The 13288-nt window shown below is 71.7% G+C and carries 11 protein-coding genes; 3 read left to right on the forward strand and 8 right to left on the reverse strand.

Features of this window, described 5'->3' with window-relative positions; genetic code table 11:
- The 6 genes from rho to argS form a co-directional block, all read right to left on the reverse strand.
- Nucleotides 1-1901 (reverse strand): transcription termination factor Rho (gene rho, locus ACJ73U_RS31345; protein WP_407781342.1); only part of this gene is annotated, 1901 nt, incomplete at its 3' end.
- A 340-nt stretch (nt 1902-2241) separates the two neighbouring features.
- Entirely contained in the window at nt 2242-3132 is an 891-nt protein-coding gene (thrB, locus tag ACJ73U_RS31350; protein WP_407781343.1) for a homoserine kinase, read from the reverse strand.
- The gene (gene thrC, locus ACJ73U_RS31355; RefSeq protein WP_407781344.1) at nt 3129-4211 is read right to left on the reverse strand and encodes a threonine synthase; all 1083 of its coding nucleotides are present in this window, start codon (nt 4209-4211) and stop codon (nt 3129-3131) included. The genes thrB and thrC overlap by 4 nt, the downstream gene beginning before the upstream one ends.
- Before the next feature lie 2 nt (nt 4212-4213).
- Nucleotides 4214-5488, reverse strand: a complete 1275-nt coding sequence (locus ACJ73U_RS31360; protein WP_407781345.1) for a homoserine dehydrogenase — start codon at nt 5486-5488, stop codon at nt 4214-4216.
- Entirely contained in the window at nt 5485-6921 is a 1437-nt protein-coding gene (gene lysA, locus ACJ73U_RS31365; protein WP_407781346.1) for a diaminopimelate decarboxylase, read from the reverse strand. The genes ACJ73U_RS31360 and lysA overlap by 4 nt, the downstream gene beginning before the upstream one ends.
- A gap of 4 nt (nt 6922-6925) precedes the next feature.
- Nucleotides 6926-8590, reverse strand: coding sequence for an arginine--tRNA ligase (gene argS / locus ACJ73U_RS31370; RefSeq protein WP_407781347.1), 1665 nt, complete (start codon nt 8588-8590; stop codon nt 6926-6928).
- Between the two features lie 120 nt (nt 8591-8710).
- On the opposite strand from argS, the gene ACJ73U_RS31375 reads away from it, so the two are divergent.
- The 3 genes from ACJ73U_RS31375 (at nt 8711) to ACJ73U_RS31385 (ending at nt 11041) form a co-directional block, all read left to right on the forward strand.
- Nucleotides 8711-9376 carry a DUF3105 domain-containing protein gene (locus ACJ73U_RS31375; protein ID WP_407781348.1) on the forward strand — a complete coding sequence of 222 codons (666 nt, stop codon included), beginning with the start codon at nt 8711-8713 and terminating at the stop codon, nt 9374-9376.
- A gap of 88 nt (nt 9377-9464) precedes the next feature.
- Nucleotides 9465-10352 (forward strand): DUF3105 domain-containing protein, encoded by an 888-nt coding sequence (locus ACJ73U_RS31380; protein WP_407781349.1) that lies wholly within the window; start codon nt 9465-9467, stop codon nt 10350-10352.
- 23 nt (nt 10353-10375) lie between these two features.
- Nucleotides 10376-11041, forward strand: coding sequence for a DUF305 domain-containing protein (locus ACJ73U_RS31385; protein ID WP_407781350.1), 666 nt, complete (start codon nt 10376-10378; stop codon nt 11039-11041).
- A gap of 12 nt (nt 11042-11053) precedes the next feature.
- Here ACJ73U_RS31385 and ACJ73U_RS31390 read toward each other — a convergent pair whose 3' ends face one another.
- A complete protein-coding gene (locus tag ACJ73U_RS31390) occupies nt 11054-11965 on the reverse strand; it encodes a cation diffusion facilitator family transporter (RefSeq protein WP_407781351.1) in 912 nt (303 codons plus the stop codon).
- A 157-nt stretch (nt 11966-12122) separates the two neighbouring features.
- A complete protein-coding gene (locus ACJ73U_RS31395) occupies nt 12123-13247 on the reverse strand; it encodes an AAA family ATPase (RefSeq protein WP_407781352.1) in 1125 nt (374 codons plus the stop codon).
- Between the last annotated feature and the right edge of the window lie 41 nt (nt 13248-13288).

Genomic DNA, 13288 nt, shown 5'->3' on the forward strand with positions numbered 1-13288 from the left:
TCGAGCGCGTGCAGCACCCGGCGCAGCTGCCAGACGACCCGCAGCTCCTCCGGAGCCATCAGGATCTCTTCCTTACGGGTGCTGGACGCGTCGACGTTGACCGCCGGGAACGTGCGCTTGTCGGCGATCTTGCGGTCGAGGACGAGCTCGGCGTTACCCGTGCCCTTGAACTCCTCGAAGATCACCGTGTCACCCGCGGACCCCGTCTCGACCAGCGCGGTCGCGAAGATGGTCAGCGAGCCGCCGTCCTCGATGTTCCGCGCGGCGCCGAGGAAGCGCTTCGGCGGGTACAGGGCCGTCGAGTCGACACCACCGGACAGGATCCGGCCGGACGCCGGGGCCGCCAGGTTGTACGCGCGGCCCAGACGGGTGATCGAGTCGAGCAGCACGACCACGTCGTGGCCCATCTCGACCAGGCGCTTGGCCCGCTCGATCGACAGCTCCGCGACCGTGGTGTGGTCACCCGGCGGACGGTCGAAGGTCGAGGCGATGACCTCGCCCTTCACCGACCGCTGCATGTCGGTGACCTCTTCAGGCCGCTCGTCCACGAGCACGACCATCAGGTAGCACTCGGGGTTGTTGGTCGTGATCGCGTTCGCGATGGCCTGCAGGACCGACGTCTTGCCGGCCTTCGGCGGCGACACGATCAGCGCGCGCTGCCCCTTGCCGACCGGCATCACCAGGTCGATGACGCGGGTCGTGAGGATGTGCGACTCGGTCTCCAGGCGCAGCCGCTCGTTCGGGTACAGCGGCGTCAGCTTGGTGAACTCCGGCCGGTTCTTGGCCTGGTCCGGGTCCAGCCCGTTGATGGTCTCGACGCGCACCAGCGGGTTGAACTTCTGCCGCTGCTGCTCGCCCTCCCGGGGCTGGCGCACCATGCCGGTGATCGCGTCACCGCGGCGCAGGCCGTACTTGCGGACCAGCGACAGCGACACGTACACGTCGTTCGGCCCGGCGAGGTAACCGGAGGTACGCACGAACGCGTAGTTCTCCAGCACGTCGAGCACGCCGGCGACCGGCAGCAGGACGTCGTCCTCGCGCACCTCGGTGTCCGGGCTGTCCCCGCGGCCACCGCTGCTGCTGCTAGGGCTGCCGCGGCGGCGACGGTCGCGGAACCGGCGACCGCGGCGGCGACCGTCGCCGTCGTCGTCGTCCTCGTCGGAGACGGCCATGTTGTCGCGACCCGTGTTGCGCTGGTCGCCCCGGCCGTCGGAGTTCCGGTCCTGGTTGCGATCGGAGTTCCGGTCGGAATTGCGATCGGAATTCCGGTCCTGGTTGCGACCGTTGCGGCGCTCGTTGCGGTCGTTGCGGTCATTGCGGTCGTTGTTCCGCTCCCGGCCGCCACGCTCCTCGCGCTTCTCGGCCTGCGGCTTGTCCTCGACGGCCACAGCCGCGGCGACCGGACGCTCCTCCGGACGCTTCGCCTCCTGCTCGGGGGCCCCGACCGCGCGGTTCGCGCTGCGCCGGCGACGGTTGCCGTCCCGGCGAGCACCGCCCTCGTCGGCCGAACCGGCCGCGTCGGACTGCTCCGGCTGCTCGGCCTTGGGCTCCGCGGCGGGTGTGGCCACCACGTCGGACGCAGCCTTCGGTGCGGCCTTCTTCTTCGCCGGCGCGTCGTCGATGCCAAGCGGCAACGTGTCGGACGTGTTCGCGGTCTTGGCGGAGCTCCCGTTCTGCCGCTCCTTGATAGCGGCGATGAGGTCGCCCTTGCGCATCCCGGCCGTACCGGTGATGCCGAGCTGGCCGGCGAGCTCCCGAAGCTCGGCCAGCACCATTCCGGTCAAGCCGGCGCGACGCTTCGTACCCCCGTTTGCGCTGGTGCGCGTGGTGTTGTCGGCCGCATTGGCGTCGGCGACCGTGCCATTGGCAGTGTCACTGCCCAGCAGATCAGTGTTGCTCACTCATGTCCTTCCTGACCAGGTCCCCGCCTCCTGAGGTGGACCCGTGAACCAGCGGACCGCCGTTCTTCGATATCGAGACGGCGTGCCCCGCGGCCTCGCCAACGCGGAGCTGTTCCTTTTCCCCGCAGCTTCGGACGGCTTTCGGTATCCGCCAACGTCGACTCCGACCTCTGGCTGGGCCGAGCCGCCGACTGAACGGAAGATGCGACCCGGGGAAAGAAACCCCGGGAACGACACCGGGCGCCCGTACGCGCGGTGACTGAACGCCCCTGAGGGTAGACGCACACCTGTCCGGGTGCAACAACCGGGGTGTCGGCGTGGCTAAACAGGAGAACGTTCGCTACCTGCTGTTTGTTCCGTTCGCCTCGATGGACGCGCCCGACCGGGCGACCGGGAGCGCCCGGACGGCGAAGCCCCCGGTGTCGAGGCCGGCCGGCAGCTCGCCACCCGGGGGGAGGGCGAACACGGTCGGCCCGGCGCCGGAAACCGTTGCCGGCACACCGTTGGCGCGGAGCTCACGCACCATCCGCATGGTGTCCGGCCAGGCGCTCGCGCGGTAGTCCTGGTGCAGCCGGTCCTCGGTGGCGGGCAGCAGCAGATCGGGCCGGGCAGTGAGCGCGTGCACGGCGAGCGCGCACCGGCCGGCCGCGAACGCCGCGTCCTTGTGCGGAATGTTGCCGGGAAGCAACCCACGCGTGACCGACGTCGCCGAGTACGTGTCCGGGACCAGCACGACCGGGGTCACGTCCGGGTGCGGCTCGAGGCGCACCGCGCGGTAGCGGCGGCCCTGCGACCAGGCCAGCACCAGGCCGCCGAACAGCGAGGCGGCCACGTTGTCGGCGTGGCCCTCGAACTCCGCGGCGAGCTGCAGCGCGTCCTCGTCGAGCGGCCTGCCGGCGAGCCCGTACGCGGCGGCGACACCCGCGACGATCGCGGCGGCCGACGAGCCGAGACCCCGTGCGTGCGGGATCACGTTCTGGCAGCTCAGTGCCAGCCCGGGCAGCTCGACACCCAGCGCGTCGGCGGCGGTCCGCAGCGCGCGGACCACCAGGTGCGACTCGTCGGCGGGCACCTCGTCCGCGCCCTCGCCGATGACCTCGACCTTGAGCCCGCCGCTCGTCACGGTCGCCTCGACGGTGTCGTGGAGGGCCAGCGCCATGCCGAGCGCGTCGAAGCCCGGGCCCAGGTTGGCGGTGGACGCCGGCACCCGGACCCTGACAGAACCCGTCATGCCAGTTCGAGCGCGTGCGCGACCGCGTGCGGCTCGACCGGGATGGCCTCGACCTCGGCCATCTCGGCCAGCACGGTGTCCGGGTCCTTCAGGCCGTGGCCGGTGACCGTGCAGACGACGAGCGAGCCGGCCGGGACGCGGCCGTCGGCGGCGGTGGCGAGCAGGCCGGCCACGCTGGTCGCGGACGCCGGCTCGACGAAGACGCCCTCCCTGCGCGCGAGCAGGTGGTACGCGGCCAGGATGTTCTCGTCGGTGACCGCGTCGATCAGCCCGGCGGACTCGTCCCGGGCGGTGATCGCGCCGGTCCAGGACGCGGGGTCGCCGACCCGGATGGCGGTGGCGATCGTGTCGGGGTTCCTGACCGGGTGGCCGTGCACGAGCGGCGCGGCGCCGGCGGCCTGGAAGCCGAACATCCTCGGCAGCGACTCGATGACGCCGTCTCGCGCGTACGCGCCGTAGCCGCGCCAGTACGCGGTGATGTTGCCGGCGTTGCCGACCGGCAGGCAGTGGATGTCGGGGGCGCGGCCGAGCACGTCGCAGATCTCCCACGCCGCGCTCTGCTGGCCGATGAGGCGGATCGGGTTGACCGAGTTGACCAGCTCGATCGGGTACTCGGCGGCCGTCTTGCGGGCCAGCTCGAGGCAGTCGTCGAAGTTGCCGTCGACCTGCAGGATGCGTGCGCCGTACACGACGGCCTGGGCGAGCTTGCCCTTGGCGATCTTGCCGCTGGGCACGAGCACCGCGCAGTTCAGGCCGGCACGCGCGGCGTAGGCGGCGGCCGAGGCGGAGGTGTTGCCGGTGGACGCGCAGATCACACCGGCCACGCCGGAGGCGAGCGCGTAGGTCATGGCCACGGTCATGCCGCGGTCCTTGAACGAGCCGGTCGGGTTCGCGCCCTCGACCTTGAGGTACACGCGGCAGTCGGACAGCTCGGACAGGTGCGGCGCCTCGACCAGCGGCGTGCCGCCCTCGTGCAGCGTCACCGGGGAGGCGCCCTCGGGCAGCTGGATCCGGTCGGCGTAGGCGGCGATGACGCCGGGCCAGCCGGGCAGGACACCCAGAGAAGCTTGGGAGGTCATGGTTACTCTCCTTCGACCCGCATCACACTGGCGACCTCGCGCACCGTCGGCAGGCCGGCCACCTTCTCCACTGTGGACCGCAACGCCTCGTCGGGGGCGTAGTGGGTGACTATCACCAGGCTCGCGTCGCCGCCGCGGCCGGACTGGCGCACGGCGGCGATGCTGACGTCGTGCTCGGCGAACACCGACGCGACGGCGGAGAGCACACCCGCGCGGTCGGCCACGTCGAGGTTGACGTGGTAGCGGGTGTTCACCTGGGCTATCGGCTGGATGGGCAGCGCGGCGTAGGAGGACTCCCCCGGTCCGCGGCCGCCACTGATCTTGTTGCGCGCCACGGCGACCAGGTCGCCGAGCACCGCGCTCGCGGTCGGCGCGCCGCCGGCGCCCTGGCCGTAGAACATGAGCGAGCCGGCCGCGTCGGCCTCGACGAACACGGCGTTGAACGCGCCGCCGACGCTCGCGAGCGGGTGGTCGCGCGGGATCATCGCCGGGTGCACGCGGACCGCGACGCTGCCGTTGATGCGCTCGCAGATGGCGAGGAGCTTGATCGTCCTGCCGAGGGTCTTCGCGGCGGCGACGTCGGCCGGGGTGACCGCGGCGATGCCCTCGCGGTACACGTCGGCGGCGGTGACCCTGGTGTGGAAGGCGATCGAGGCGAGGATGGCCGCCTTGGACGCGGCGTCGTAGCCGTCCACGTCGGCGGTCGGGTCGGCCTCCGCGTAGCCGAGGCGCGAGGCCTCGTCGAGGGTCTCGGCGTAGCTCGCGCCGGTGGCGTCCATGGCGGACAGGATGAAGTTGGTGGTGCCGTTGACGATGCCCATCACGCGCGTGATGCGGTCGCCGGCCATCGACTCCCGCAGCGGCCGCACCAGGGGGATCGCGCCCGCGACGGCGGCCTCGAAGTACAGGTCGGCACCGGAGGACTCGGCGGCGGCGAACAGGTCGGCCGCGTGCTCGGCGAGCAGCGCCTTGTTGGCGGAGACGACGGACTTCCCGTTGCGGAGCGCGGAGATCAGCAGCCCGCGCACCGGCTCGATGCCGCCGATGACCTCGACCACGACGTCCACGTCGGACCGCACGAGCGCCTCGGCGTCGGTGGTGACGAGGTGCGCCGGGACGTCCGGGTGGCGGTGGGGCCTGCGGACCGCGACGCCGGCCAGCTCGACCGGCGCCCCGATGCGTGCCGCGAGGTCGGCCGCCTGCTCGTCGAGGAGCCGGATCACCTGTGTGCCAACGGTTCCGCAGCCGAGCATGGCCACCCGGATGGGCTCTCTCACGAGACCTCCAGGCGTAGCAGGTCGTCCAGGGTCTCCCGCCGCAGCAGCAGGCGCGCCTCGCCGGCGCGGACCGCGACCACCGCGGGACGGACCAACCTGTTGTAGGAGCTGGCCATGGCGTAGCAGTAGGCGCCCGTCGCGGCCACCGCGATGAGGTCGCCCGGCGCGAGGTTGACCGGCAGCCAGCAGTCCCGCACCACCACGTCGCCGGACTCGCAGTGCTTGCCGACCACCCGGGACAGCGTCGCCTCGGTGTCCCGCTCGCCCTCGCCGCTGCCGCGCGACACCAGCCGGCAGTCGTACAGCGCGTCGTACAGCGCGGTGCGGATGTTGTCGCTCATGCCGCCGTCGACGCTCACGTAGCGCCGCGCGTGCCCGTGGCCCAGCTCGACGTCCTTGGTGGTGCCCACCTCGTAGAGCGTCACCGTGCCGGGGCCGACGATCGCGCGGCCGGGCTCGACCGCGATCCTCGGCATGGCGAGGCCCGCGTGGTCGGACTCCTTGGCCACGATGTTCCGCAGCTGCTCGGCGAGCCAGGCCGGCGGCGGCGGGTCGTCGTCGGGCGTGTACGCGATGCCGAGGCCGCCGCCGAGGTCCACGGTGGACACCGTGGACATGGCGTCGTCGCCGTGTTCCTTGTACAGGTCGGCGAGCAGGCCGATGACGCGGTGCGCGGACAGCTCGAAGGCGTTCGCGTCGAAGATCTGCGAGCCGATGTGGCTGTGCAGGCCGACCAGCCGCAGCCCGGAGGCGCGCAGCACGCGGCGCACCGCCTCCGCCGCGGCGCCCCCGGCCAGCGAGAAGCCGAACTTCTGGTCCTCGTGCGCGGTCGCGATGTACTCGTGGGTGTGGGCCTCGACGCCGACCGTTACGCGCACCAGCACGTCCTGTACGACGCCGCGGTCGCGGGCGATCCGGTCGAGCCGGGAGATCTCGAAGAACGAGTCGAGCACGACCGCGCCGACACCGGTCTGGACCGCCGCGGTCAGCTCGTCGACCGACTTGTTGTTGCCGTGCAACGTGATCCGCGCGGGCGGGAAGTCGGCGCGCAACGCGATCGCCAGCTCGCCGCCACTGCACACGTCCAGCGAGAGGCCCTCCTCGGCCACCCACTTCGCGATCTGCACGGACAGGAACGCCTTGGCCGCGTAGTGCACGAGCGCCGGGTCGCCGAACGCGCGGGCGTGGTCGCGGCAGCGGGACCGGAAGTCGTCCTCGTCCACCACGAACAGCGGCGTGCCGAACTCGCGGGCCAGCTCCCGGACGTCCACGCCGGCGAGCCGGACCACGCCGTCGGAGTCGCGGGACGCGTTGCGAGGCCAGATCTCCGGCGAGAGCCGGTCCAGTTCGTCCGGCGTGGCCGGTCGAGGACCCGCGGTGTTGGCCGGCAGGAGGACTTCCGCGTGCCGGGGTCCGGCCGGATGTGCCCGCATGGCGCTACATCCTCTCCGGCGCGTCGACGGCCAGCAGGCCGAGACCGTTGGCCAGCAGCTGCCGCGTCGCCTCGCACAACGCGAGCCGGGCCGTGTGCAGCGGGGTGGCCTCCTCGTCGCCCTGCGGGAGCACGCGGCAGTTGTCGTAGAACTTGTGGTAGGCGCTCGCCAGCTCCTCGAGGTAGCGGGCGATCCGGTGCGGCTCCCGCAGCTCGGCCGCCTTGCGCAGCACCTCCGGGTATTCGCCGATCGTGCGGATCAGGTCACCCTCGCGAGGGTGGGTGAGCAGCCCGAGGTCCAGCTCGGTCCGCGCCGTCGGCACGGTCAGGCCGAGGTCCGCGGCGTTGCGGATGAGCGACGACAGCCGGGCGTGTGCGTACTGCACGTAGAACACGGGGTTGTCGTTGGTGCGCCGGCTCCACAGGTCGAGGTCGATGTCGATCGTGGAGTCCGCCGAGGACCGGGTCAGCGCGTACCGGGCCGCGTCCACGCCCACCGAGTCGACCAGGTCGTTCATCGTGACAATGGTGCCGGAGCGCTTGCTCATCCGGACCGGCTTGCCGTCGCTGACCAGGTTCACCATCTGCCCGATGAGGACCTCGACGGTGTCCGGGTCGTCCTCCAGCGCCGCCGCGGCCGCCTTGAGCCGCGCGATGTAGCCGTGGTGGTCGGCACCCAGCATGTAGATGCACAGGTCGAACCCGCGCTGCCGCTTGTCCCGGAAGTAGGCGATGTCACCGGCGACGTACGCCGGCGCGCCGTCGCTCTTGATGACCACGCGGTCCTTGTCGTCGCCGAACTCGGTCGTCCGCAGCCACCACGCGTTGTCGGAGAAGTAGAGGTGACCCTTCTCCTTGAGCTGCTCCACCAGCTCCCCGACCGCGCCCGAGCGGTGCAGCGCGTCCTCGTGGAAGTACACGTCGAAGTCGGTGCGGAAGTTGTGCAGGTCCCGCTTGATCTCGTCGAACATCAGGTTGACGCCGATCCCCCGGAACACCTCGGCGCGCTCGTCCTCCGGCAGCGACAGCGCGCTGGGCTCGCGGCGCATGACCTCGGCGGCCACGTCCGACAGGTAGCTGCCCGCGTAGCCGTCCTCCGGCGGCGGCTCGCCCTTGGCCGCGGCGATCAGCGACCGCACGAACCGGTCGATCTGCGCGCCCGCGTCGTTGAAGTAGTACTCCCGCGTGACGTCGCCGCCCTGCGCGGACAGCACCCTGCCCAGGGCGTCGCCGACCGCGGCCCAGCGGGTGCCGCCCAGGTGCAGGGGGCCCGTCGGGTTGGCGGAGACGAACTCCAGGTTGATCCTGCGACCGGCCATGAGGTCGCCGTGGCCGTAGGACTCGCGCTGCGTGAGCACCTGCCGGACGATGTCGCCCTGCGCGTCCGCGGCGATCCGCAGGTTGATGAACCCGGGACCGGCGATCTCGGCGTCCGCGATGCCGTCGCGGGTGCGCAGCGCCTCGGCCAGCCAGCCGGCCAGCTCCCGCGGTGGCACGCCGACCTTCTTCGCGACCTGCAGCGCGAGGTTCGTCGCGTAGTCGCCGTGCTCCGGGTTGCGCGGTCGCTCGACGTTGGCGGCGGGCGGCAGTGCGGAGGTGTCCAGGTCTCGGCTGGTCAGCACGTCGACCGCGACGGCGCGGACGAGATCGGCAAGAGCGGCGGGAGTCACCCCGGGAAGTCTAGGTAGCGGGTGCGCACCCGATAGAGTCGCCTCGGTCATAATGCCGAGGGTCCACTCCCCTACCTGGAGGACGCCATCGAATTCCGCACCGGCCGGCTTGTAGTTCCCGTGCTCACCGCCGCCGTGCTCGTGGGTTGCACGGTGTCGCGCGGTTCGGACTCCGCGGCGGGCCCGAGTACCGACTCGCCGACCTCGACCTCGGCCAGTCGCTCCTCGGAGTTCACGCCGGACGAGGACAACCGGGATCCCGCGAAGAACATCGAGGGCGTCGTCGTCACCGACTACTCCGGCGCGGTCCACGCCCAGCCCGGCCAGCGGGTCGCGTACACGAAGGCCCCGCCGGACGGCGGCCGCCACGACCCGGTCTGGGCCAACTGCGGCGGCACAGTCTACGCGGTGCCGGTCCGCAACGAGCACATGGTGCACGCGCTGGAGCACGGCGCCGTCTGGATCGCGTACAACGCCGACCAGATCACCGGCGGCGACCTCGCGAAGCTGACCGAACGGGTCGAGGGCGTGCCGTACATGATGCTGTCGCCCTACCCCGCTCTCGACGCGCCGATCTCGCTGCAGGCATGGGGCCACCAGCTGAAGCTCGATGACCCGGACGACCCCCGCGTCGACCAGTTCATCGAGGCGCTGCGGGAGAACCAGTACACGTCGCCGGAGCCCGGCGCGCGCTGCGACTCCCAGGACACGGGCTTCGACCCGGCCAACCCGCCGCCCTTCGACGCGACCCCGCCGGGCCCGGACGCCGCGCCGGTCGGGCCGTGAACCGCCATCCGTTGACGCCTATCTGACATCGGGTCCTTACACTGGGCGGTCGGAGACTCCCTGTAGTGAGACGAGGACCGACACCGGCATGGCCAGCGGAACTAAGAGCAAGGGCGCGAGCAAGCCCAAGGGCAAGAGCGGCAGCGTCAACAAGGCCCGGCGTTCCGCCGTCGGCAACGCGCGCAAGGCGAAGCCCTGGGGCATGATCATCGGTGTCATCCTGGTCCTGGCACTGGCGGGCGGCGTCTTCACGTACGCCCTCATGACCGTCCACGACAAGGAGAAGTGGGTCGTCTCCGCGGACAACCAGGACCCGTCGCAGAACATCGAGGGCGTGCTCCGCGTCAAGTACGCGGCGGGTCAGCACGTCAGCGCGACCCAGCGGGTGGCCTACGACCACAGCCCGCCGCTCGGCGGCCCGCACGACGGCACCTGGGCGGACTGCAACGGCACGGTGTACCCGAAGGCCGTGCGCACCGAGAACATGGTCCACGCGCTCGAGCACGGGTCCGTGTGGATCGCCTACAACCCGGACAAGATCAAGGGCAAGGCGCTCAACACGCTGAAGTCCAAGGTCGAGGGCCAGCCGTACATGCTGATGTCCCCCTACCCGGGGCTCGACAAGCCGATCTCGCTGCAGTCCTGGGGCCACCAGCTGAAGCTCACGAGCGTGGACGACGCGCGGATCGACGAGTTCATCAAGTCGCTGCGGGAGAACCAGTACCAGAACCCCGAGCCGGGCGGTCGCTGTGACTCCCAGGACACCGGGTTCGACGTGACCAACCCGCCGCCGTTCGTGGCCACCAAGCCGGACCCGAAGGACGCGAACACCGTCACGATGGACGGCAAGGGCGCCACCACGGCGACCGACGAGTCCGGCATGACGTCGCAGTCCACCGGTGCCTCCACGCCCAACCCGTCCACCGGGGCACCCACGTCCGGCGCGTCGGCGCCGGCCACCCAGCCCAGCCAGTGACCTCGCCGTCGTTCCGCGACGCGGTGAGCCGCCCTTTCGTGCTGGTGGCCGCCGTGGTCGCGGCACTGATCCTCGGCGCGGCCATGGGGATGCTGATCAGCACGGCCCGTGGTGATGGTGCGGACGCTCCGCCCAGCGCCGAGTCGGTGGACGTCGGGTTCGCCCAGGACATGCGGGTGCACCACCTGCAGGCCGTCACGATGGCCGGCATCGAGCGGGACCGGACGTCGGACCTGAACCTGCGCGGCATCGCGTTCGACATCGAGTCCACCCAGCTCTCCCAGGCCAGCGAGATGTCCGGGTGGCTGACGGTGTGGGTGCAGCCCAGCCTGCCCGCGGCCGGTGCCGGGCACATGGCGTGGATGAGCGAGGGCGGGACGCACTCGCACAGCAACGGCGCGGGCGGGAAGACCACCGGGCCCGTGCAGCGGATGCCCGGGATGGCGAGCACGGACGAGCTGAACAAGCTGCGGAAGCTGTCCGGGGCCGAGTTGGACACGTACTTCCTGCAGCTGATGCTGCGCCACCACGAGGGCGGGTCGGAGATGGCCCAGTACGCCGCCCAGCACGCGTCCAAGGGTTACGTGCGCAACCTCGCCGAGAAGATCGTGACGAGCCAGACGTCCGAGATGAACCTGATGAAGTCGCTGCTGGCTCAGCGGGGCGCCAAGCCGCTCCCGCTGTCGTAGCTACTGTCGTGACTACCAGTGCAGCTCGCGGCAGTTGACCGCGGTCTTGCCCGACTCGACCTGCAGCGTGGCGTGCTCCAGCTGGTAGTCGTCGGCCAGCAGCTTCTGGGCGGCGGCGAGGATGGTGGCCTGGTCGCAGTTGGCCCCCACGGTCAGGTGGGCCGACGCGACCTCCATGCCCGAGGTGAGCGTCCAGACGTGCACGTCGTGCACCTCGCCGACGCCGGGGAGGTCCGCCAGCGCGCCGGTCAGGGCGGTCACGTCCACGCGCTCCGGTGCGTGCTGGAACAGGATCCGCAGCGAGCGCCTGGCCAGGGCCCAGGTCCTGGGGAGCACGAAGACGCCGATGGCCACGCCGATCACCGGGTCCGCGTACCGCCAGCCGAACACGAGCGTGACCAGACCCGACACGAGTACACCCACCGAGCCGACCATGTCGGCGACGACCTCCAGGTAGGCGCCGCGCAGGTTCAGGCTCTCGGCCTGGCCGTCGCGCAGTAGCAGGAACGCGAGCACGTTGGCGGCCAGGCCCAGCACGGACACGACCACCACGGGCAGGCCCGGGACGGCCGGCGGCCGCGCGAAGCGGCCGATCGCCTCGTACAGGACGTAGCCGGCCACGCCGAACAGCAGGACCGCGTTGGCCAGCGCGGCCAGCACCTCCGCCCGGTACAGGCCGAAGGTCCGCCCCGGTTGGCGGCTGGCCCGGCGCGCGGCGACGATGGCGACCAGGGCGAGACCGACACCGAGGACGTCGGTGACCATGTGGGCGCCGTCGGAGAGCAGCGCCAGGGAGCCGGTCGCGAGGCCGGTGCCGATCTCCACGACCATGAACACCGCGGTGACGACGAACGCCGCGGCCAGTCGGCCGAGGTGCCGGCCGGACGCGCTGGTCGGCGCGCCGTGACCATGCCCGTGTCCCATGACCTGAACATATAGTCGCATGCGCATGAGTGCAACACGTGCGAGCCGGGTACGAGCAAGGGTCATGCGGCCGTCATGGCCACGCCACCGACGCTCCCCCGAAAGTGTGTTCTCCGGGCGGGCGGCACGTCCTCGGGGCGCCGTCCCGAGCGCGAGGTCAGCGCTCCGGCCAGTACCACGGAGGCTGGTCGAGCAGGCCCTGGCCGTCGAGGGTGGTGGTGCTCGCCTCCTTGACCAGGGTCAGCACGGTCGCCTTCGTCAGCGCGCCGACCAGCGTCGCCGAGTGGGTGACGACCACGACCTGGCTGCGGGTGGCCGCCGTGCTCACCAGGTGCGCGAGTGGTGGGAGCAGGTCGGGGTGCAGGCTGGTCTCCGGCTCGTTGAGCACCAGCAGCTCGGGCGGCCGGGGCGTGTACAGGGCGGCCACCCACAGCAGGTACCGCAGCGTGCCGTCGGACAGCTCCGCCACGTCGAGGGGCCTGAGCAACCCGTGCTGGTGGAACCGCAGCCCGAACCGGCCGTCGTGGTCGACGACGTCCACCCGCGCGCCGGGGAAGGCGTCCGCGACCGCCTCGTCCAGGTCGGCGGCGGCGCCGATCTCGCGGATCGTCTGCAACGCGGCGGCCAGGTCGGCACCCTCGTGGTCGAGCACGGGGGTGCGGGTGCCGATGCGGGACTGCCGCGCGGGCGCGTCCCGGTCGGTGCGGAACTGGTCGTAGAACCGCCACGACCGCAACCGGTCCCGCAGCAGCAGGACCTCGGGCGCGGCGAGCTCGCCCAGCATCGAGTCGGTGAGCCGGATCTCGAGAGAGTCCCACCCGCCGTCCGCGTTCCGCGCGCGGACGACGTGCCCGGCGCGGTCCGCCACGAGCGTCGCCGGGCGCAGCACGGGTCCGTGCCACAGCGCCTCGCGCTTGAACTCCGGGTCCCGGTTGAACATGGTCACCCCGGGGCGCGGCAGGCCGAAGTCGAGCGCGTAGCCGTACTCGTCGCCGCCGAAGCCCAGCCGCAGCTCGATCGGCCGGGTGCGGACCGTGCCCTGCACCGGCCGGCCCTTCCGCGAGCCCTGCTCCGGGCCGGCCCACAACGTCGAGCTGAGGCCGCCCTCCCTGGCCAGTGCCGCGACGGCACCGGCGCGGGACGCGTCCGCCAGCAGCCGCATGGCCCGGTACAGGCTGGACTTGCCCGTGCCGTTCGCCCCTGTCACCACGGTGAGCGGTGACAGGGGCAGGACGAGCCTGCGCAGCGACCGGTAGTTCTCGACCGCGAGGGTCTGGATCACGCCTCTACTTCGCGGCGGTCCTCCGCCCACAGCGTGTGGAA

Source organism: Actinophytocola sp. (assembly GCF_045807065.1).
Classification (GTDB): domain Bacteria; phylum Actinomycetota; class Actinomycetes; order Mycobacteriales; family Pseudonocardiaceae; genus Actinophytocola.